Origin of the sequence: Labilithrix luteola, assembly GCF_001263205.1 — a bacterium.
GTDB classification, from domain to species: domain Bacteria; phylum Myxococcota_A; class Polyangia; order Polyangiales; family Polyangiaceae; genus Labilithrix; species Labilithrix luteola.
In genome coordinates this window covers 9452649-9472021 of record NZ_CP012333.1, presented here as the reverse complement: position 1 = coordinate 9472021, position 19373 = coordinate 9452649, and the positions used below count along the sequence as shown (strand labels likewise).

Sequence of the window (19373 nt, the reverse complement as noted above, 5' to 3'; positions counted from 1 at the left end):
GTCCGTGGACACCGTGTGGTAGCGTGCATCACGTGCCTGGTTTGCGTATCGCGTTCGTCAGCCCTGCGCTCAACGAGCAGCTCCTGCTCCGCCGAACGGTCGAGGCGAACCTGCCGTTCATGGACCGACTCGTCATCGTGAACGATGGGAGCACGGACCGCACGGGCGAGATTGCCGACGAGCTCGCGCGCGAGCACCCCGAGAAGGTTCACGTCATTCATCAGGCGAACGCAGGCATCGGCGGCGCCGTGAAGAATGGAATGCGCCTCTTGCTCGAGCGCGACGACGTCGACGCCATCGGCGTTCTCGCCTCGGACGACCAGTTCGACCCACGCCTGATTCCGCGCTTCCGTCGGATCCTCGAGGAGATGCCGGACATCGACGTCGCGAAGGGCTCGCGGTTCATGCACCCGCAGTCGCTCCACGCGATGCCCTCATTTCGCAAATGGGGCAACCGCGGCGTGTCGTTCGTGCTGCAGCTAGCCCTCGGCTACTGGGGCATGAGCGACGTCTTACACGGCTACTTCCTTGCGCGCACGAACGTCATCCGAAAGATGAATTTCGCGTCGATCGCCGACGGCTACGATCTCGAGAACACGATGATGGCGGAGTTCCGACGCCTGCGCGCGACGTTCGCGCTCATCCCCTCCCCGTCACGCTACGGCGAGGAGGTCTCGAAAATCGTGATGAAGAAGCAGATCCCGCGCACCATCAAGACGGTCGCTGGCATGGTCGCCAAACGCGCCGTCGAGGGCCCCGACCGCCTCGGCCTCGCGCTCCTCGTTCTAGCGCCCCCCACGCTCGGCGCCACACTTCCCGTCGCTCTCGCGCGAATGATCAAGACGAGCCCGAAGGTAAGACGACTCAAGCGCTGACCGCCTGCGCGACGAACGCGTCGGAATCGACCTGCTTCCATCGAAGCACACCTCGAAACCTGGTCGACCAGCGGCGGTCGCGTGAGGTCGTGCGCTTGTAGCTTCGCGACCACCGCGCGGAAAATCGGTCACCGACGGTGCAGCGCGCGATCAGCAAGGCCGCACGCGAAGCATCCAACGGTCGAAGGCGAATAGAACTGCCTAAGCGTCTCCGCGGCCAGCGCTAGGTACGCTCGCACCTCCAACGTCCAACACGACCATTGAGTGTCGACGAGATTCATCGAACAAAGCGCACGAGCCGTCACTCACATTTCTCAATTAACGAAGAACGGTCAGCGTTACTTCACACAATCGAGAAATTTGCTCTTCCCAATAGCCACGTTTTTACACATGGCCCTCAACGCGTCGTCCCAGGGGTAGACACCTGTCGCATTTGCCAAATACCGACGAGGAATCCTGTCCCGAACATCAAATCATTTCGGACTGGCCGCTGTCATCGCAACTGCCGCCCTGTCATCGGGCTGTTCCGCCGAGGCCGGCGGCGCAAGCGATGACACCGTCGATGCGTAAATCGTACGGGCGATGGCGCCGTGTGCGGGGCGGCGTGCGCTGACGCGGGCCTCCGTGCGCTTTTATGCGGAGGCTCGCGTCCTCCTCGACTGAACGTCAGCTCGCTCGCGGAGACGGGATGTCGGCGAGGCGATCGACGACGCGGTTCACGAGGCCGTAGGTGATGGCCTCCTTGGCGTTCATCCAGAAGTTGCGCTCCGTGTCGCGGCAGATCTTTTCGTACTCCTGACCCGTGGCCTTCGCGAAGATGCGATTCAGGCGCTCGCGCATCTGCAGGATCTGCGTCGCTTCGATCTCGATGTCGGAGGCCGGCCCGCCTGCGCCGCCGAGCGGCTGGTGCAGGAGAAAGCGTGTATTCGGTAGCGCGTAGCGGTTCTCTTTCTTGGCTGCCGAGTAGATGAGCGCGCCGGCGCTGGCCACCCAACCGGTGCCAATCATGATGACGTCCGGCGCCACCGCACGGACGAGGTCGTGGATGGTGTCCCCTGCTTCGACGTGACCGCCTTGCGAATGCACGAGGACGCGGATCGGCGCGTCGCTCGACGAGGCGAGCGCAACGAGCTGAGCCGACACCGAACGCGCGAGCGCCGTATTCACCTCGCCATAGATGAGCACCGTGCGCGCGGAAAAGAGCGCATCCGCGGCGCGATCGAGAAACGCACCCTGCGGGAGCGACGGGTTGTCTTCTTCTTCCTTCTTCTCTTTCGGCATCACGCGAGCATCGTGCGCCTGCCCCAATCGAGCCATGTCTCGGACGCTCGATGGAATGTCCGATCGTCTCGATTGTCGTTCGGCGCGAGCGCCCGAGTGGACGTTGCTCGAGGTTCGCGCCATGCTCGAGGCATGACCGACGGGTACGTTGCACGAGCGCTCGACGCGATGAAGGCGGATCCCGCCCGTCGTTGGACGGTGTCCGCGCTCGCCCGCGTCTGCGGGTTGTCTCGGGCCGCCTTCGCGCGCCGCTTCACGCGTGCGCTCGGCGTCTCCCCGCTCCGCTGGCTCACCGAACATCGTCTTCGGCTCGCGCAGGAGCGCCTCCGCGAGACCGATCTCACGCTCGCCGCCATCGCCGCAGAGCTCGGCTACACGTCGGAGTTCGCGTTCGCCAAGGCGTTCAAGCGCCTGTTCGGAATCGCACCTGGGCTCTTCCGTCGTCGGGTCGCCCTCTTCCACCCTCGCATCACGTCGATCCCGGCCCTCCGCGCAACACAGGCCTTCCGCGCCGCGGCCTGATTGCACCGGCAGCGGCGTATCGCCACGTTGCCGCCTCCTCTCTTAGGCGTAGCTTCGGCGGACAGTGTCGGCCTCGCGAGCGCGCCTCGTCGTGGTCACGAGCATCGTGGCCACCCTCTGTTACGCCGTCGTCCTCGCCGGATTCGAGCGACTGCCGCGGTACGACGCGCTCGTCGTCGTCGTCCTCGCCGCGTCGATCTTCCGTGCGCTCGATCGCGCGTCGATTTCGGCGAGAGCCGTCGCCATCCACACGATCACGGCCGTGCTACTCGGATCGCTTCTCGTCCACCTCTGGACGGTGGGCTACGAAGGCCGCAACGCCGTGCTCGGCGGCATCTTGCCGTGGAGCGACTCCTATGACTTCTACGATGACGCCCTCCGTCTCGTGCATGGCGCACGCTTTTCGGAGGTCTCGTCGAAGAGGCCGCTCTTCAGCACGACGCTCGCCACCCTCCTTCGTCTGACGAATGGAGATTTGCGCCTCTGCCTCGTGGTCTACGCCGCCTTCGGCGCATGGGCGACCGCCGCGGCCTCGCTCGAAGTGTTCCGCACGCATGGTTACAAGAGCGCGCTCGTCGTCTGGCTCGTGCTGTTCTGGTTCGAGCGCCGATGGTGCGGCTTCATCCAGACCGAGCAGCTCGGGCTGCCGTTCGGCGTCGTCGGGTTCGTGCTCCTCTGGCGCGCGCAGGCGGCTTTCGATCGAGACCGCGCGCAGGCAACGAGGCTCGTCGTGGCCGGTCTCGTCGCACTTTCTCTCGGGATGATGGCCCGCGCGGGCCCGATGTTCGTGCTCCCAGCCCTCGTGATCTGGGCCGTGCGAAAGCTCGCTCCTCAGCCGGGACGCGAGCGTTGGAGGATGGCTGGCATCTGCGGAGCGGCTTTGTTGCTCGGCATCGCGTGCCATCGCGTGGTGCTCTCGTTCACCGGCGAGGGCGTCACGTTCTCCGACTACCCGGGCATCGCCTACGGGCTCCTTCACGGAGAGGACTACACTTATCTCGCCGCCTCGCATCCCCACCTCGCGCAGCTCGCGGTCGCCGAGCGCGTTCCAGAGGCTTGGCGCATCGTCGTCGGCGAGGTGCGCGCGCATCCGAGCATGTTCGCGTCGAGCCTCGCGCATTCCTTCGGGAGCCTGTTCTATTCGCCCCAAGGGATGTTCTCGTACGTCTGGACGAACCCCGACGATCGCATCCTCGAAGACGCGCGGGCCGTTCGTCGCGCCATGGCCGAGAGCGGCTATCTCGGCCCGCTCTGGCTTTGGCAACGCGAGCTCGGCACGACGAGCTTGCTCAACGCCGTCGGCATGGCGCTCACCGGGGCGACCTTCGTGGTGGCAAGCGTGTGGTCGGCCTTCATCGTCTTCGTGCGACGCGCGAAAGATCCCTCTCTCTCGCTCCTACGCTGGGTGTATGCGGGCGTTCTCTTGTCGGCCCCGTTCACGCCGCCGTGGATCACGTCGGGCCAACAGGTCGCGACGGTGGCCCTCGCGTTCCTCGCGGCGCTTCCTGCGGTCGTGATCTTCGGGCAGGACGCCTCGCCCTCCGCGCCGTCGCCGCCTGCGCCCGGTGGCCGGAGCCGAGCACTCGTCTTTGCGCCGTTCGCGTTCATCGCGTTCATCGCACTCGCGATCGCCGGACTCCGGACGTTCCCGGAACCGTTGCCCACCGCTCGCGTGGGTGAGCACCTCGTGCGCCTTTACCCATCGACCGCCGTGGAGATCACCGAAGAACGAACCCACGGCTTCCGAACCAAAACGCTCGCCGATCTTCGCACCGCGTTGCCGTTCCTCGCGAAACACAATCCCGAGCTCACCGATTCGATCGAGTCATCGCTTCGACCGGGCACGGTCTTCGTGGCGGCGTTCGATGCCGAAGACGGACACGTGAAGGTGCTCGTCGACGAGGCGCGGTCGCTTCCGGAGCTCGCCTCGCGGGAATGGCTTCGAATCGAGGCGACGGCGCTGGCGAGTCCGAACGTGCTTCGGGTCACGAAGCGGTTCTAGCTGCCCGTCGATCCGTAGCCGCCAGCGCCGCGCTCGGTGTCGTCGAGCGCGTGAACCTCCTCGAGGACCACGGTCTCGTGACGCGCGAAGACGATCTGTGCGATTCGGTCGAGTGGCGCGATGGTGACAGGCTCGGAGCCGAGATTCACGAGCACCACGGCGACTTCACCGCGGTAGTCGGAATCGATTGTTCCAGGGGCGTTGAGAACCGTAACGCCGTGTTTCGCCGCAAGCCCGGAGCGGGGTCGAACCTGCCCTTCGAGGCCCTTCGGGATGGCGAATGCGAGCCCTGTCGGGACTTTCACGCGACCAAGAGGTGACAAAGTGACCGGTTCGGTGAGCGCCGCGTGCAGATCCATGCCCGCAGCGCCATCGGTCTGATAGCGTGGAAAGGGAACATCGACGTTCCCTACCCGGCGCGTCGAAATCCTCAGGGAATCCAGGCTTTCCTTCGAAGTGCCTGCCTCCGTCTCATTCACCCTTTCACTCGCCATGCCCCCTTCCCTACACCACCGAGCCGACCGGCGAGGCATCGTTCTCAGGTGTCGCCGCTCGCGGCGCTATTCCGATTCGGATTCCGGTTCGGATTCCGGTTCGGACGCGAGCTCGCGTGACGTGTTCCGGGGGGCGGCCCCGTCCGCACGCGTACCACCTTGCCCCTGCAATCCTCCGGACCCCTACAAAACGGCGTCACGGGTGTCCGTCGGCGCTCTCCTCTCCTCAAGTGAACGGTAGCCTTAGAACGATGGCGCGATCCGACGGGAACGCACCGCGGACGGTAGGACGCTACGTCCTCTACGGCGAACTTGCGGCCGGCGGCATGGCCACGGTCCATTTCGGACGTCTCAGCGGGCCGGTCGGCTTCTCGCGCACGGTCGCCATCAAGCGACTTCACCCGCAGTTCGCCAAAGATCCCGAGTTCGTCACGATGTTCCTCGACGAAGCGCGCCTGTGCGGGCGCATTCGTCACCCGAACGTCGTTCCCACGCTCGACGTCGTTGCGACGGCAGGCGAAATCTTCATCGTCATGGAGTACGTCTCGGGCGAGGCGCTCTCCAAGCTGCTGAAAACCGCGTGGCAGAAGGGGATCCAAATCCCTCCGCGCGTCGCCGCCACGATCCTCTCGTCCGTCCTGCACGGTCTGCACGCGGCTCACCAGACGAAGGACGAGCACGGTCGCGAGCTCGGCATCGTCCACCGAGACGTCTCCCCACAGAACATTCTCGTGGGCGCGGACGGCGTCGCGCGCGTTCTCGACTTCGGTGTCGCCAAGGCCGCTGGCCGTACGCAGACCACGCGCGATGGTCAGGTCAAAGGCAAGATCGCGTACATGCCGCCCGAGCAGTTGAGCGGCGGACAGGTCACGCGCCAGTCGGACATCTACGCCGCCTCCGTCGTTCTCTGGGAGGCCGTGGCGGGACGTCGTCTCTTCGACGGTGAAACGGAAGCGATCGTCCTCGTTCGCGCCATCGAGGGCAAAGTCGACCCGCCGAGCACGTATCGACCGGAGCTGACGCCCGAAGCAGACAGGGTCATTCTCAAGGGCCTCGCGCGAGAGCCCGCCGACCGCTTCGCGACGGCACGCGAGATGGCGATGGCCATCGAGCAGACGATCGGCCTTGCCTCCCCGTCCGAGGTCGGCGAATGGGTCGAACTCGTCGCCGCCGACGAGCTCGGACGCCGCGCCGCACGCATCGCCGAGATCGAGAGCGCGTCGGTCAATGGCCACTTCGCTACGATGGGCTCGCCGCCGATGGGCTCGCGCGGCTCTGCGGTTCCTGGCGAGCCTCCGCACTCACAAGTTTCGAGCATATCGGTATCCCGCGCCGCTATATCGATATCGCCGCCCGCCAAATACAGTCGCAACGCGAAGCTATTCACCACTGTCGCGGCCATGCTGGCAGTGCTCGGCGTCGGCCTCGGGGCCCTCTCCCTCGACGAAGTGCTCGGCGCTCATCGACGCACGGGCACGCCGAACGTTCTCGAGCGTGAATCTCGCGGGATCGCGCTCATCGGCCCGGCCATGGGCCCATCGCGCTATTCGGCGCCCGCTGCCACGCCGTCGGGACAGTCGGGGGCGGTCACGTTCGGGCGTAGCACCGCGGCGCAGCAGCAGGCCCAACAGGCCGCGCAAGCCGCTCAGCAGGCGGCGCAGGCCGCCGCTCAAAAGGCGAAGAACTGCGAACCGCCCTACACGATCGACCCGGCAACAGGGCACAAGAAGTACAAGCTCGAATGCATGGGCAAGTAAGTTTTCGGCTCGATCACCAGCCGCTAGCCTGTAGGCTCGAGCGGGGGACTCGAAAGAGCTGCTCGACGACAAAGTCTGGGAGGCCACGAGGATGAGGAATTCGAAGGCGTTGGTGGCGTTCTCCGGCGCTGCATTCGCTGCGGCCACGCTGTTCGCGGGCGCTCCTGCGCACGCCGCGGACGACCGTGAAGTTTGCGCGTCTGCCGCCGACCAGGCGCAGCAGCTGCGCGACGAAGGCAAGTATCGACGTGCGCGTGAGCAGATGCTCATTTGCGCGCGTGACGTGTGCCCCGCGCCGATCAAGCGTGACTGTCTCGAGTGGCTCTCGAGCCTCGAACAGGTCGCCCCCACCATCGTCATCTCGGCGAAGGACGGAACCGGCGACGTCACGGACGTGAAGGTCTCGATGGACGGGACCAGCATCACCGAGCGTCTCGACGGCAAGCCCTTCCCCGTCGACCTCGGCGAGCACACGTTCAAGTTCGAGTACCAGGGCAAGACGAAAGAGGAGAAGGTCCTCATCGGCGCTGGCCAGAAAGTGCGAACGATCGGCGTGCAGTTCGGCAATCCGAACGCAGGCACCACCGGCGGAGACAGCTCCGGCGGCGCCACAGCGGGCGGCGAACAGAAGAGCGGCTCGCTCGTTCCGGCGCTCGTTGTCGGCGGTATCGGCGTCCTCGCGCTCGGCAGCTGGGCCTACTTCGGGCTCAGCGGAACGAGCGACGTCGATCACCTGGAGTCGACCTGCAAGCCGAACTGCAAGCAGAGCGACGTCGACTCGGCCCGCAGCAAGCTCATCATTGCGGACGTCTCGCTCGGCGTGGGCGTCGTCGCCCTCGGCGTCGCGACGTACATGATCCTGACGCGTCCGAAGGTCGACTCGGAGATCAAGACGGGCATGAATTCGGTCCGCTTCGATTTCGGTCCGACGCGCGGCGGAGCGGTGGCCGGTCTCGGCGGCAACTTCTGACAGCTGGTAGAGTCCCAAGCCTCGCGCTCTCGGCCCTTCGCGGTTGCCGAGAGCGCGCTTCGCATTTTGTCCGCGCTTCGTGCGCGTGAACGATGTGCGCGCTTCGCTTCCAAATCGAAAGCGTCCCGCGGAGTTCCCACTCCCTATCCGGATGCTCACCTGTACTATCCCGAGAAGTGTCCGCAGGCGCCCGCCATGGAGAACGAAAGGGGGACTTCCTTGCTGGGAAGTACCTCCTCGGCGACTGCCTCGGCGTTGGTGGCATGGGCGAAGTTTATCTCGCCACGAACATGTCGCTCGGGCGCAACGTCGCCATCAAAGTTCTGAACCGTGAGCTGACGCACAACGAGGACGATGTTCTTCGTTTCCTTCGGGAGGCGCGCGCCGCGGCGGCCGTACGGCACCCCAACGTGGTCGACGTCCTCGACGTGGCGCGTGACGACGACGGCACCCCGTTCATCGTCCAGGAGCTGCTCAAGGGAGAAGATCTCGAGCAATACCTGCAGACGAGCGGCGGCCAGCTAAGGGTCGAAGAGACGCTCGAGATCATGATTCCCGTGACCGACGCCGTGTCGGCGGCCCACGAGCGGAACTTGGTCCACCGCGATCTCAAACCCGCGAACATCTTCCTCGCGCGCGAAGGAACGCGGCTCACGCCCAAGGTGCTCGACTTCGGCGCCTGTCTCTACCAGACGGTCGGCGCGCTGAGCTCGCGCGAGCGCCGCATGCTGATTGGGACGCCTCACTACATGGCGCCGGAGCAGATCACGTCGAAAGAAGACCTCGACGTGCGCGCGGACGTCTGGGCGATTGGCGTCATTCTCTACGAACTGCTCGTCGGCGAAACACCGTTCGAGGGTCCGAGCGAATCGGCCGTTCTTGCGCTCGTTCGATCCAGCACGGGTGTGCCTTCCGTGCGAGCACGAGCTCCGGGCGTGCCCCAGGCGCTCGAGATGCTCATTGCGCAATGCATGGATCACGATCGTTCGAAGCGCCCGCGCAGCGCCGAGAGCGTGCACGCGGCTTTGAACGTCATTCGCAGCGAGCTTCGTCACGGACGGCGCATCGACCTGAGCGAGACGCTCACCGAAACGTTGCCCGCCGCGCCGCCGGCGCGCCCCATCGCCATTGCCGAAGCACGTGGTTCGCGGACGACTCGCCGGAGAGGCGCGTCCCTCTTGACGCTCAGCTCACCGGACGACGAAGACGTTTTCGCGCCGGCCAAGACGCCCGATCCGCCGCTCGAGTCGACGTTGAAGGTCGAATTCGCTCCGAGAGATCCGGGACCGCTCCTCGCGCGCCACGCGCCGGTCTCGTCGCTTCCGCCCATTCTCGATCCTCGCGCGTTCGCGCCGCCGCACGTTCCACCGAGCCCGTCCCTGCCCGACGTGGCCGCGGAAGCCGCGCTCCCTTCGCACGTAGGACCGGAGACCAAGGCCGTCGAAGAGGTCATCCGTCTCGCACCGAAACCTGCCCTCGTCGAGGAGGCGCCTCGTCCACCGCCGGTCACACCTCCGGCCGCTCCGTCGGGGTCGCTCTCGGCGATGGAAGCGCCCGCCAAGCTCGGATCGCGCATCGACACTCCGCGTTCGAGCAGCGCATCGACGCCGGTTTGGACGCCCCGCGATCGCGCCGAGCTCGGCGGCTACGTCCTGGTTCCGGCAGTCTTGGGCTTCGTGGCGCTCGAATACGTCACGTTCGTGAGCGGCCCGCTCGGACGCGCGCTGCGCGGTGAAGATCCGATCGGCAGCGGCATCGTTGCCATCGCCGCTCTCGCCGCGACCGCCGCTCTCGCCGTGCGCGTGGTCTCGCCGTCACGTACGCGCCCCATCACCATCGCCACCATCGGCACGCTGTTGCTCGGCGTCATCATGATCATCGTCACGTTCTCGGCGGGCGAAGCCGCGGAGCTCGGTATTCCCCCGGCGGCCTCGGAGCTCGTTCCCTTCGTCGCGCCGATCGCGCCGATCGGGCTGCTACTCGCCGCGCTCGGCCGTGCGCGCATCGCGTGGCTCTCGCCCTACGAGCGCCGTGAAGGACAACGCTTCGCCTTCATCGCCAGCGTCATGCTCCTCGCCGTGCTCGAGCTTGGCCCGGCCGGCGCCGTTCGTCACAGAACCGACAAGGCAGCCGCGGGTCACCCGGAGCGCGCCACGGCTGTGGTCCCGACGAGCGCGACGAACGCGGAAACGCACTGAAGAGCGGCGCCTGAGGGGCGGCTAGCCTTTTGCCGCCCGCGTCCGCGTGCTACCGAGCGGCGGAACATGTCTTCCAAGGATCTCGTCCTCATCCTCGACTTCGGCTCGCAGACGACGCAACTCATCGCCCGCCGCGTCCGCGAGAGCAAGGTTTACTGCGAGATTCACCCTTGCACGCTCCCCTTCGAGGAGGTCCGCGCGAAGAACCCGCGCGCCATCATCCTCTCCGGTGGACCGGCGAGCGTGTACGAAGAGGGCGCACCGTCCCTCGACAAGCGCGTGCTCGAGCTCGGTGTTCCGGTGCTCGGCATCTGCTACGGCATGCAGCTCATGGCTCACCTGCTCGGCGGCAAGGTGGAGCGCGCAAACAAGCGCGAGTTCGGCCTTGCTCAGGTGCAGGTCGAGAAGAACGACGGCATCTTCCACCGCTTCGCCAAGGGCGAATCGCTCGACGTGTGGATGAGCCACGGTGACCGCGTCGCCAGCATGCCCGCCGGCTTCGAGACCACGGGTCTTTCGGGCAACACGCCCTTCTGCGCGGTCGCGAACGACAACACCAAGATGTACGGCGTGCAGTTTCACCCCGAGGTCGTTCACACGCCGCGCGGTTCGGACCTCCTCGCCTCGTTCCTCTTCGAGGTGACGGGCCTCACCCCCTCGTGGACGCCCGGCTCCTTCACCGACGAAGCCATCCAGGCTGTCAAAGACAGGGTCGGTCCGAACGAGCACGCCATCTGTGGCCTCTCGGGCGGCGTCGACTCGTCGGTCGCGGCGATTCTCTGCCACAAGGCCCTCGGTGATCGCCTCACCTGCATCTTCGTCGACAACGGCCTGCTTCGTCAGGGCGAGTTCGAGCAGGTGGTGAACACCTTCCGCGAAACGTTCAGTCTGAACCTCGTGGCGGTCGACGCGAAGCAGCGCTTCCTCAGCGCGCTCGCCGGCGTCTCGGATCCGGAGCAGAAGCGCAAGATCATCGGCAAGGTCTTCATCGACGTCTTCGACGAGGAAGCCCACAAGGTGCAGGGCGCGGCGTACCTCATTCAGGGCACGCTCTATCCCGACGTCATCGAGAGCGTCTCCTTCAAGGGCCCGAGCGCGGTCATCAAGAGCCACCACAACGTCGGCGGCCTCCCCGAGCGCATGAAGCTGAAGCTCATCGAGCCGCTTCGTGAGCTCTTCAAGGACGAGGTTCGCGCCTGCGGTGAGTCGCTCGGCATGCCCCGCGACATCCTCTACCGCCAGCCGTTCCCCGGCCCCGGCCTCGCCATCCGCTGCCTCGGCGAAGTGACCGAGGAGCGCCTCGCGGTTCTTCGAGCGGCCGATCACATCGTGTCCGAAGAAATCCGCGGCGCGGGACTCTACGACAAGATCTGGCAGAGCTTCTGCGTTCTGCTCCCCGTCCGCAGCGTCGGCGTCATGGGCGACTACCGCACGTACGAAGAGACCTGCGCGATCCGCGCGGTGCACTCGCTCGACGGCATGACCGCCGACTGGGCGCCGATCCCGTACGAGGTGCTTGGCCGCATGTCGAACCGCATCATCAACGAAGTGCGTGGCATCAATCGCGTGGTCTACGACATCTCGTCGAAGCCGCCGGCAACGATCGAGTGGGAGTGACGGGCATGACGGGGGCGAAGGCCTGGGGCCTGTCGGTTCTTTCAGGCGCGGTGTTGGCGGCGGGACTCGTGGGCTGCGGTCCGCGTACGCCGCCGACTGTATCGATGCGCGTGACGGGCGGGCCCGACAACGCCACGGTGACGGTCGACGATCAGTTCGTCGGCTCGCTCGCCGTGGTGGCGGCGCGCGGTGTGGCGCTGCCGGTCGGCGTTCATCACGTCACCGTGGAAGCCGCGGGCTTCCTTCCTTGGGACAAAACGGTCGAGGCGAAGCAGGGTGAAGGCCCCGTTCGCCTCGACGTGAAGCTCGTTCCGATTCCGGACTGAGCCGACCAACTCAGGACAACTCAGGCCCGCCGGCGGCGTCGAGCCACCGCGCCGGCGAGCGCGAAACCGAACATCAGCGAGAGCTCGCCGACCGGCGCCGGGCCCGAACCCGCGTTGCAGCCGCCGGTCGTCTTCTTCTTCTTTTTCGTGACGGCGGCGTCGCCGTAATCGTAATCGCCGTAGTCGTCGTCCGACGCGCTCTCCTGCGGGAGCTGATCTTGGTACGGATCGCTCGGGGCCTGGCCCACCTCGGCATCGGCCTCGGTGCTGCCGTCCACACCGCCGTCGCCGGGGAGTGCGTTGGTGGGGCCGTCGTCGGTCGTATCGTCGGTGGCGGAGAGCTCCGGCATGCCGCCATCGTAGCTGCGCGTCACGCAGCCACCGGCCGTCTCGCTGCAGGAGTGGACGGTTTGGGCGCCAAGGCGCTCGAGCCACGCACCGATCTTGAAACGCGAGGTGGCGTCGACGCGCGTGTGCTGGACGGTGACCGCGATCGACTTGTTCTCGCTCCAGAGCGTGACGTTCGACATGACGCCCGCGACGGCCGCCGTGCCCGCGCGGAACATCGGCGCGCCGAAGTCGCCCTTGCAGAGCGCCGCTTCGCCCTTCCTCCAACCCGAGCCGGGCGTGACGACGTACGACGCCTTCACGCGCGAGACGAGCTGCGGAGAGGACTGGTACGGGCTGCCGTCGTGATTGACCGACTTGGCCGGTACCGCCATCGTCTTGAGGGTCTTGAGCTTCGAGGGATCCCGCGCGTCGAGGCGGCTGCACCCCGAGCTCACGACGAGGACCGGGTCGGCGTCGTTGACGACGTCGAGGTCGACGGGAATCGTCGGAACGCTGGTCAGCTCTTCGGAGAGAACGATGAGCGCGACGTCGGGCGAATCACTCGCCTCCGTCTTGTCGAGACCGCACGCTGCGAGGTCGGTGCACTTGGCGACGAACGACGTCGCGATTTCGAGCGACGCGATCTTCGCGGTGCGAACGTTGGCGCTCTTGCTGGGCGGGGTGCCCGCGTCGCCGTCTTTCGAGTCCGTCGCACCCGTGGCGGCATCTGTGTCCGTCGTATCGGTCGTGTCCGTGCCCGCGTCCGACGTATCCGGGTTGCCCGCCGAAGCGTCGGAGCCTGCATCGGTCTCTTCACTCGGCGCGAACGTCGTGGTGGCGCTCGACGTCGCTCCGCTGACGAACGAGACGGTCTTGCCTGCGGCGAAGATCTCGGGGCTTGCCGAAATGCATCGAGCCGAGACGAGCAAGTGCTTCGGGCCGACCTTCGCGGCGGTGCATCCGCCATTCAGAACCAGCGTGCTCTTCAGGACTGCAGAGACGTCTCCGCCCGAGCCGACCCGCGACGAGGTCGAGGCGTCATCTTCTTGCGCGACCGAGCAGCCGAAGGCGGCAGCCATCCCGAGGAGCCCTGCAACCAGCGCCGTCTTCCGGAAAAGCGTCTGCGAAGCCATGTTGAGGGCGGTATGTGCAACTCTCACTCCAATGCTCCAGCTGGCTATTTTCTCGCGATTTCAGCGAGTTCATGACGCTGGAGTGGATCCTTCCCTGCCCATCTCGGGGCTTCGGCACTCCACCCCCAGAGGAAACCTCCAGCAATCCCCGTCAGATCCCTCGGCAAGCGCGGGGCAAGCGCGGCCCGTGTTCCTTGCAAATCTCCTCACGTCGAGCTTGCAATCTCGGCCGGTTTTGACCATGTTGCGCGCCCCACCATGGCGAACCGCGCAATCTGGAGCATGAGGAAACGACACGAGTGGCTCACCACGCCCCTCAAGAAGAAGCGCGTCAAGCGCGCGACCCGCGTTCGTTGCGGCCTGCAGGACGCGATCGACCGCAAGAGCACGTCGGCCGAAGCCAAGTGAGTTCGCCAGCAGCTCCTCCTGCGAGGGGCTGCGTCGTACTTGGTTCGACGTGAGCTGCGTCCGTCGCTGACTCGCGACCGAAACCGCGCGTACCTAAGAGCCTGAGACGAGGGCACCGTCCACGACGGCTGCCCACGTCATCATGGGCGTCGTACGTGCTAGCCCGAGTGATCCGTCGGCAGAAACCAGGATCGCGCCGCCTGTCCCGCTCGTTCGAGCGTGCATGAGGGCGAGCGCTGCACGCGCAGCCATCTCGGGAGAGAGGCGCGCGCGCATCCATTCGACCGCCGTCTTGGCCAGGCAGATCCGCATCATCGCCTCGCCGAGTCCGGTCGTGGAGCATGCGCCGGCGCCGTCGTCGGCATAGGTGCCTGCGCCGAGGATCGGCGAGTCGCCCACCCTGCCCGCGAGCTTGTTCACCATGCCGCCGGTGCTCGTGGCCGACGCAACCCTGCCCTGCGCGTCGCGCGCGACCGCGCCCACGGTGCCGCCGGCCCATCCTTCGACGGCGTGCTTGTTCTTCGCGGCCTCGAGGCGCTTTCGCGCAGACTCGGTGATCATCGTCGCTTCGTCGGCGCGGGCGAAGCCATGCTCGATCGCGAACCGTGCGGCGCCCTCGGCGGCGAGCAAGACGTGCGCGCTGCGGTCCATCAGCTGACGCGCAATGGCGATCGGATTCTTGAATGGCGGCAGCGCACACACCGCGCCTGCGCGCAGATCGGTGCCCTCCATGATCGAGGCATCGAGCTCGATGTGGCCGTCGGTATTGAGACAGGCCCCCGTGCCTGCGTTGAAGATCGGATCGTCCTCGAGGACCTCGACGGCGCGCTGAACGGCATCGAGTGCCGAGCCGCCGCTCGCGAGGACTCGGGCACCTTCGGTCACCGCTCGCTCGCAACCCTGGACGTGCAGCGGAATGCGCTCGGCGGCAACGTCACCTGCGCCGCCGTGCACGACAATCGACCAACGCGCCGGCCCCGAGCCGAAGCTTCCCGTCAGCGCGTCTTCACCCGGTCGCCCCTCTCGCATGAGGAAAACGATAGCGCGATCGGAATCCGAAGAGCGCGGAAGCGAGCAACAGCGCCGAGGGCACGGCGGCGACTGCGCTCGGAAGCAGGTGCGCGGCCGCCGCCTGGAAGGCCACGAGCGTCGCGATGGACGTCACCGCGACGAGCACGAGGGCGAGCGCACGCCGCCGGCGCCGCGTGGCGCGATCGAGCATGCTCATGTGGAGAACGGCGCGCGCCGCAATCAGCGTGAGCGCCGCCCCCGCCAGCGCCGTCGAGAGTGACGCGCTCGACCTCGCTCCTCGCGGCAAGCCCTCGTCGGGCGCGATGCTCGTGCCGTCGATCGGACGCGCATCCCCATCACTCGTTGCGACGCGCACACCGAGCGTGGCGCTCTCGAACGCGCCGTCGCGATACACGAACGAATCACCACGCGGCGCACGCGGATAGAAGGCCGAGATGTCGACCGCGCTGCTCGCGGCAATCAGCGCCGCGAAGACGAACGACGGCAACGCCGCCCCGACCACGGGAGCCACGAGTGCCTGCGACGGCGAACGACCAAGGGCCTCGAGTGCACGCGTCTCGCTTCGCACGCGGGTAGCCCCCAGCGCGAGCGCCACGCCCACCGCGCTGCAGAGCGGAGCAAGCGGAAGCGTTCGGCCGGCACGCACGCCCACCGAGAGCTGCCCTTCGTCGCTCGCCGCGGTGACGAGCCACACGACGGCAATACCGACGAGCGTCGCGCCAAGCGCACGTAGAAAGGCACGAAGATCCCAGGCGGTCACGAAGTTGGCCTCACCTTCTTCGATTGGATACCAAAAGCCTCGGACGCATGGCACACCCGCATCGCACGGCGTGGATGTTCTTGGCCGCCTTGCTGGTCTCGGCGCCCTCCTGCCTCGGCAAAGACCCGTACAATCCGGGCGAGCCGGTGGGCGCCTTCCACGTGACGGCCAAGCTCGTCTCGAACAGCTGCGGACAGGCCTCGAACCCGTGGGAGTTCGACATCCGCCTGCGCCACGAAGCAACCACGCTCTACTGGGTGCAAGGCAGCCTCCCCGTCTCGGGAACGGTCGACGCGTCCGCCCACGCCGTCCTTCGCTCGACTGGCCAAGACGTCGTCCGCGCGGCCGACAGCCACGCTGCGGGCTGCACTGTCACGCGCGAGGACACGCTCGACGTCGTCCTCAGCGACGCCACCTCCGGGCTCGCCGTCGATCCGGCCACGACGAGCTCGTTCGCCGGCACCCTTGCCTACCACTTCGGCACGACGAGCGATTCGGACTGCAGTGACCAGACGACCGCCTCGGGGGCCAGTATACGGCGCTGCCGTGCGACGTCAGTTACGCGTTGAGCGCCTCCCGAACGGGCGACATCAAGTGATCACGGTGGCCTCGCCGGCGAGCCGCGTTCGCACGACGCAGCGGCGGAGCTCGGCGCCGGTGGCTTCGAGTGGGCTTCCAGGATGCTTCCAGGCTCGCCGCGATGATTCACGACTTGGCGCGCGCGTTGCGGTGACGAAGAAAATATTCCCGGTGTGGTGGCGGTGCGTGTGTGCACGCGCAAACGTGAGCTCACCCCCTGCCGCATTCGGATCTGCGTGTTAGACTGAGTTTCGTGGCGCTGCGTCCGGAACATGTTCCCGGGCTGGTCCGGCGAAGGGACACCTTCGCGGCCGCGGCACGAATCGGGTCGAAGAGTGTGGAGCTCGTTCGCGAGCACAAGCATGCAGAGACCCCTGACGAAACGTCTGCGCGAGGCGGCGGCCTCTCCCTTCGGGAAGGACCGCTGGGCCCGCGGGCGCCGGCACGCCGGAGGAGGAAAACACATGCATAATCGTAGTGGCTCTCATCTGGGAGGTCAGTCGTCGTAACCGTGAGCGTGCTCACGCGGATGCCGGCGTAGCCATCGTGCTCGCCGTACACGCGTCGATGCCCCGCTTACTTCGCTGAGCCCCAGACCCGAGGGCCGACGCCTCCGGAGCCGAAAGAGAGCTCCCAGGGCGCCGCACAGGCGGGATGGCTCGGGTAGCACGGATTCTCGCTCGCTCCGGCGAGCGTGGCTGTTGCTCCCGAGCCGTTTCTTTTTTTGTCGGGCTTCTCCCTCCCCGCACGCCTTGCCTCCCTTTGCGCCGAGCGCAAAGCGCAAAGCGGTGATTGACAGCGCGGCCCGCGAAAGGTTACGAAACGTACTCACTCTGCGGGGCTAACTCAGTTGGTAGAGTGCCAGCTTCCCAAGCTGGATGTCGCGGGTTCGAATCCCGTGCCCCGCTCCATTTCCCTCGGAAATCCGGGGGTAATTCTGGACCGAAAACCGAAACGGATCCAAAACCCGGATCGGTCTCCAGGAGCTCAGCAGGAAGCTCGGGGAACGGCTCGCCGTAGCGCTGCCTCAGGTCGGGCCCGCGCTTGATGTAGCTGCCCCACGTCGTGTCGGGCGACTTGTGCCCGGCCTGCATGGCGATCACGTACGAGTCGGTGCCGAGCATCGCGAGCCAGGTGCACCCCGTCGTGCGCCACGACCGGAAGTCGAACGGCATCAGGTCGGGTGTTCCGTCCACGAGCTCGGCCCGCGCCACCTTGGCCAGCGTCAACGCCTCGCGAGTGCCAGACGCTAGCTTGTCGGTCAGCCTCCTGGACCGGGGCACGAGTCGTTCGGAGTCCTGCTTGCCGGCTTCCTTGTGCATCGCCTCAAGGAGCGGCATCAGGTGCGGATGGATCGGGACCTCTCGCACGCCGGCATCGCTCTTCGCGCCGGGGCGCTCCTTGCCGGTGCGGGGATTGAGCTTCCGGCGGATGCGGACCTCGCGCGCCGCCCAGTCGACGTCAGCCCAGCGCAGGGCGTAGAGCTCCTGCGGCCTTAGGTAGAGGTAGGTCGCGACCGCGTAGACGCGACGCAAAGCGACCGGGATGGTCTCGCAGGTCACCACGCGGACGAATTCGTGAGGGTAAAGCGGCTGGCGCTCCCGGCGATCCTCGTCGAGCTGCTCCTTCCCCACCGGCGGCTTCACGTTCGCCGTCGGATTCGCGCTCGCCGGCCCCACGCGCACGCTGCTGTACCTCGGATCGTCGTCGGTGAACGCCCGCGAGAGCGGCGCGACTACGACGTCGCTCCAAATGTTGAGCGCCCGCTTGGCGCTCATCTCTCCGGCGAGGACCGCGGCCGTCATCGCATCGCGAACGGCTACGATCTGCGCGCGCGTCATCGACGCCATCGGCGTTGCGCCCAGCCGCTTCCCCATCCACTTGGCGGCCGGCCCCTTCATGTCGTTGGTCGTCTTGCCGAGACGCTTGTGGACGGCGAGGTAACGCGGGTGCCATTCGTTCCACGACTCGCCAGTCCCCTCCGGCACCATGCCGTTGTCCCTCGCCGTGTCGGAGAGGAGCTTGGCAACGCGTCGAGCCTGAACGCAGCTCGCGCACGGGCACGACGCCGGCGAGCCCATCGGGACCGCGGTGCACTTCGGGATTCCTGGCAGAGGCGCCGGCTTCCGCTCGCCGTTCGGCAATGTGATCCTCGCGGTCCACATGCCCTTGGCCGCGTCCCAACGCGGCGACCCTGTAGCTGGCCTTCCCATGGTCGTTTCTCCGATTAGTTACAGCTGAAACTACCGTCTACGATGCCCCAGGATCGCGCCGCGCGGAGTGCCTGCGGGGGGGCAGATCCACCCGCGCGTCGCGCGTTCCTAGGGCGTTTACGAACACTCCAGAAAATCTGGAGTGTTCGGCCTACGACGGCACCTCTTCGGTCTGCACGACGAGCGTGCAAACCTCGACCACCTCGTTCGTGATGGGCTCGCCGCGCTCCGCGTCCGCGAACCTCGCCGCGAGCTCGTACGAGGCGGCGCTACGCTCGGAGAGGCGGTGGAGCGCGGTGCGCAGACGGACCGCCACGGCGTCATCGTCGCCGAACACTTCGACGAGCATGTGCAGGTCTTCGGAGAGCGCTAGGAGCGCGCCCATCGCGAACGCGGCGGGGCTCTGATCCTCGCTGGCGGCGACCCCGCGGGCGATGAGCGTGCGGAGCTCGCGAGCGTGAATGTTGGACGCGTCAGCAGTCGGTGCTACGGTCATGGGGTCAGTTCCTTTCAACGGGGTTCAGACACATGCGCCTCGACGGTCTAGCCACCGCCGGGGCGCGATTCATTTCAGCGCTTCTGGAGCTTCGCGTGTTCGCGGCGGATGAGTTGCCGTAGGTAGTCGCTAACCGACATTCCGGCGGCGGCGGCGAGCTCCCTCAAGGCGTCCTTCTCTTCCTCGGACAGAAGGATCTTCGTCTGCGTCGTTCGCTCAATCGAAGCCATGCACCCAAGATGAACCGCATTTGCACCCGGGTCAAGGCGCCGCTGTCAAATTTTCCGCTGCCCTCGGTTGGCGCGCGCCAGAGTGCCGCCACGGCCGGCAGTCTCGTGGAGGAACTGCGGAAAGTCGCAGTCCGTCGGGGTGAGCGACCC

The 19373-nt window shown here is 66.6% G+C and carries 17 protein-coding genes, 1 tRNA gene and 1 pseudogene; 11 read left to right on the top strand and 8 right to left on the bottom strand.

The features are described 5' to 3' along the window. Positions 1 to 32: 32 nt before the first annotated feature. Positions 33 to 875, top strand: coding sequence for a glycosyltransferase family 2 protein (locus AKJ09_RS41025; protein WP_169928273.1), 843 nt, complete (start codon positions 33 to 35; stop codon positions 873 to 875). A gap of 666 nt (positions 876 to 1541) precedes the next feature. On the opposite strand, the gene AKJ09_RS41020 is transcribed toward AKJ09_RS41025, so the two are convergent. Beyond that, positions 1542 to 2192: an ATP-dependent Clp protease proteolytic subunit gene (locus tag AKJ09_RS41020; protein WP_146653282.1), complete on the bottom strand. Its 651-nt coding sequence runs from the start codon at positions 2190 to 2192 to the stop codon at positions 1542 to 1544. Positions 2193 to 2288: 96 nt separating this feature from the next. Here AKJ09_RS41020 and AKJ09_RS41015 point away from each other — a divergent pair, with 96 nt between their 5' ends. Together AKJ09_RS41015 and AKJ09_RS41010 are read left to right on the top strand one after the other, a co-directional pair. Beyond that, entirely contained in the window at positions 2289 to 2678 is a 390-nt protein-coding gene (locus tag AKJ09_RS41015) for a helix-turn-helix domain-containing protein (RefSeq protein WP_146653281.1), read from the top strand. Between the two features lie 64 nt (positions 2679 to 2742). After that, entirely contained in the window at positions 2743 to 4680 is a 1938-nt protein-coding gene (locus tag AKJ09_RS41010; protein ID WP_146653280.1) for a hypothetical protein, read from the top strand. Here the strand turns inward: AKJ09_RS41010 and dut are convergent. Next, positions 4677 to 5108, bottom strand: a complete 432-nt coding sequence (dut, locus tag AKJ09_RS41005) for a dUTP diphosphatase (protein WP_420814293.1) — start codon at positions 5106 to 5108, stop codon at positions 4677 to 4679. The two genes, AKJ09_RS41010 and dut, sit on opposite strands and share 4 nt — an antisense overlap. Positions 5109 to 5425: 317 nt before the next feature. Here dut and AKJ09_RS41000 point away from each other — a divergent pair, with 317 nt between their 5' ends. The 5 genes from AKJ09_RS41000 (at position 5426) to AKJ09_RS40980 (ending at position 12042) form a co-directional block, all read left to right on the top strand. Then, positions 5426 to 6931 carry a serine/threonine-protein kinase gene (locus AKJ09_RS41000; protein ID WP_146653278.1) on the top strand — a complete coding sequence of 502 codons (1506 nt, stop codon included), beginning with the start codon at positions 5426 to 5428 and terminating at the stop codon, positions 6929 to 6931. Between the two features lie 91 nt (positions 6932 to 7022). Then, positions 7023 to 7901: a hypothetical protein gene (locus tag AKJ09_RS40995; RefSeq protein ID WP_146653277.1), complete on the top strand. Its 879-nt coding sequence runs from the start codon at positions 7023 to 7025 to the stop codon at positions 7899 to 7901. 176 nt (positions 7902 to 8077) lie between these two features. Next, positions 8078 to 10099, top strand: coding sequence for a serine/threonine-protein kinase (locus tag AKJ09_RS40990; protein WP_169928272.1), 2022 nt, complete (start codon positions 8078 to 8080; stop codon positions 10097 to 10099). A gap of 66 nt (positions 10100 to 10165) precedes the next feature. Then, on the top strand, positions 10166 to 11716 hold the full coding sequence (gene guaA / locus AKJ09_RS40985; protein ID WP_146653275.1) for a glutamine-hydrolyzing GMP synthase: 1551 nt from the start codon (positions 10166 to 10168) through the stop codon (positions 11714 to 11716). Between the two features lie 5 nt (positions 11717 to 11721). Then, the gene (locus tag AKJ09_RS40980) at positions 11722 to 12042 is read left to right on the top strand and encodes a PEGA domain-containing protein (RefSeq protein WP_146653274.1); all 321 of its coding nucleotides are present in this window, start codon (positions 11722 to 11724) and stop codon (positions 12040 to 12042) included. Positions 12043 to 12062: 20 nt separating this feature from the next. On the opposite strand, the gene AKJ09_RS40975 is transcribed toward AKJ09_RS40980, so the two are convergent. Next, positions 12063 to 13505, bottom strand: a complete 1443-nt coding sequence (locus AKJ09_RS40975) for a trypsin-like serine protease (RefSeq protein WP_169928271.1) — start codon at positions 13503 to 13505, stop codon at positions 12063 to 12065. A gap of 282 nt (positions 13506 to 13787) precedes the next feature. On the opposite strand from AKJ09_RS40975, the gene AKJ09_RS55780 reads away from it, so the two are divergent. Then, a complete protein-coding gene (locus AKJ09_RS55780) occupies positions 13788 to 13913 on the top strand; it encodes a hypothetical protein (protein WP_275936689.1) in 126 nt (41 codons plus the stop codon). A 93-nt stretch (positions 13914 to 14006) separates the two neighbouring features. On the opposite strand, the gene AKJ09_RS40970 is transcribed toward AKJ09_RS55780, so the two are convergent. Continuing rightward, complete coding sequence (locus tag AKJ09_RS40970) at positions 14007 to 14942, bottom strand: isoaspartyl peptidase/L-asparaginase (protein ID WP_146653272.1); 936 nt, start codon at positions 14940 to 14942, stop codon at positions 14007 to 14009. After that, entirely contained in the window at positions 14920 to 15705 is a 786-nt protein-coding gene (locus tag AKJ09_RS40965; protein ID WP_146653271.1) for a hypothetical protein, read from the bottom strand. Before AKJ09_RS40965 ends, AKJ09_RS40970 begins: the two co-directional genes overlap by 23 nt. A 47-nt stretch (positions 15706 to 15752) precedes the next feature. Here AKJ09_RS40965 and AKJ09_RS40960 point away from each other — a divergent pair, with 47 nt between their 5' ends. Together AKJ09_RS40960 and AKJ09_RS40955 are read left to right on the top strand one after the other, a co-directional pair. Then, positions 15753 to 16274 carry a hypothetical protein gene (locus tag AKJ09_RS40960; protein WP_146653270.1) on the top strand — a complete coding sequence of 174 codons (522 nt, stop codon included), beginning with the start codon at positions 15753 to 15755 and terminating at the stop codon, positions 16272 to 16274. Between the two features lie 845 nt (positions 16275 to 17119). Beyond that, positions 17120 to 17195 (top strand) — tRNA-Gly (locus AKJ09_RS40955). Between the two features lie 144 nt (positions 17196 to 17339). Here the strand turns inward: AKJ09_RS40955 and AKJ09_RS56425 are convergent. The 3 genes and pseudogenes from AKJ09_RS56425 to AKJ09_RS40940 all read right to left on the bottom strand — a co-directional run. Further along, a pseudogene (locus AKJ09_RS56425) lies at positions 17340 to 18062 on the bottom strand (tyrosine-type recombinase/integrase); the annotation flags it as partial. 586 nt (positions 18063 to 18648) lie between these two features. Next, entirely contained in the window at positions 18649 to 18993 is a 345-nt protein-coding gene (locus AKJ09_RS40945; protein ID WP_146653269.1) for a hypothetical protein, read from the bottom strand. Positions 18994 to 19067: 74 nt separating this feature from the next. Beyond that, positions 19068 to 19223, bottom strand: coding sequence for a plasmid mobilization protein (locus AKJ09_RS40940; RefSeq protein WP_146653268.1), 156 nt, complete (start codon positions 19221 to 19223; stop codon positions 19068 to 19070). Between the last annotated feature and the right edge of the window lie 150 nt (positions 19224 to 19373).

What these genes read in the sequence shown, in the direction of transcription:
- AKJ09_RS41000 (WP_146653278.1), top strand. Translation starts at nt 5,426, where the DNA reads ATGGCGCGATCCGACGGGAACGCACCGCGGACGGTAGGACGCTACGTC.
- AKJ09_RS40995 (WP_146653277.1), top strand. Translation starts at nt 7,023, where the DNA reads ATGAGGAATTCGAAGGCGTTGGTGGCGTTCTCCGGCGCTGCATTCGCT.
- guaA (WP_146653275.1), top strand. Translation starts at nt 10,166, where the DNA reads ATGTCTTCCAAGGATCTCGTCCTCATCCTCGACTTCGGCTCGCAGACG.
- AKJ09_RS40980 (WP_146653274.1), top strand. Translation starts at nt 11,722, where the DNA reads ATGACGGGGGCGAAGGCCTGGGGCCTGTCGGTTCTTTCAGGCGCGGTG.
- AKJ09_RS40940 (WP_146653268.1), bottom strand. Translation starts at nt 19,223, where the DNA reads ATGGCTTCGATTGAGCGAACGACGCAGACGAAGATCCTTCTGTCCGAG.
- AKJ09_RS41020 (WP_146653282.1), bottom strand. Translation starts at nt 2,192, where the DNA reads ATGGCTCGATTGGGGCAGGCGCACGATGCTCGCGTGATGCCGAAAGAG.
- AKJ09_RS40975 (WP_169928271.1), bottom strand. Translation starts at nt 13,505, where the DNA reads ATGGCTTCGCAGACGCTTTTCCGGAAGACGGCGCTGGTTGCAGGGCTC.
- AKJ09_RS40945 (WP_146653269.1), bottom strand. Translation starts at nt 18,993, where the DNA reads ATGACCGTAGCACCGACTGCTGACGCGTCCAACATTCACGCTCGCGAG.
- AKJ09_RS55780 (WP_275936689.1), top strand. Translation starts at nt 13,788, where the DNA reads ATGAGGAAACGACACGAGTGGCTCACCACGCCCCTCAAGAAGAAGCGC.
- AKJ09_RS40960 (WP_146653270.1), top strand. Translation starts at nt 15,753, where the DNA reads ATGGCACACCCGCATCGCACGGCGTGGATGTTCTTGGCCGCCTTGCTG.
- AKJ09_RS41015 (WP_146653281.1), top strand. Translation starts at nt 2,289, where the DNA reads ATGACCGACGGGTACGTTGCACGAGCGCTCGACGCGATGAAGGCGGAT.
- AKJ09_RS40970 (WP_146653272.1), bottom strand. Translation starts at nt 14,942, where the DNA reads ATGCGAGAGGGGCGACCGGGTGAAGACGCGCTGACGGGAAGCTTCGGC.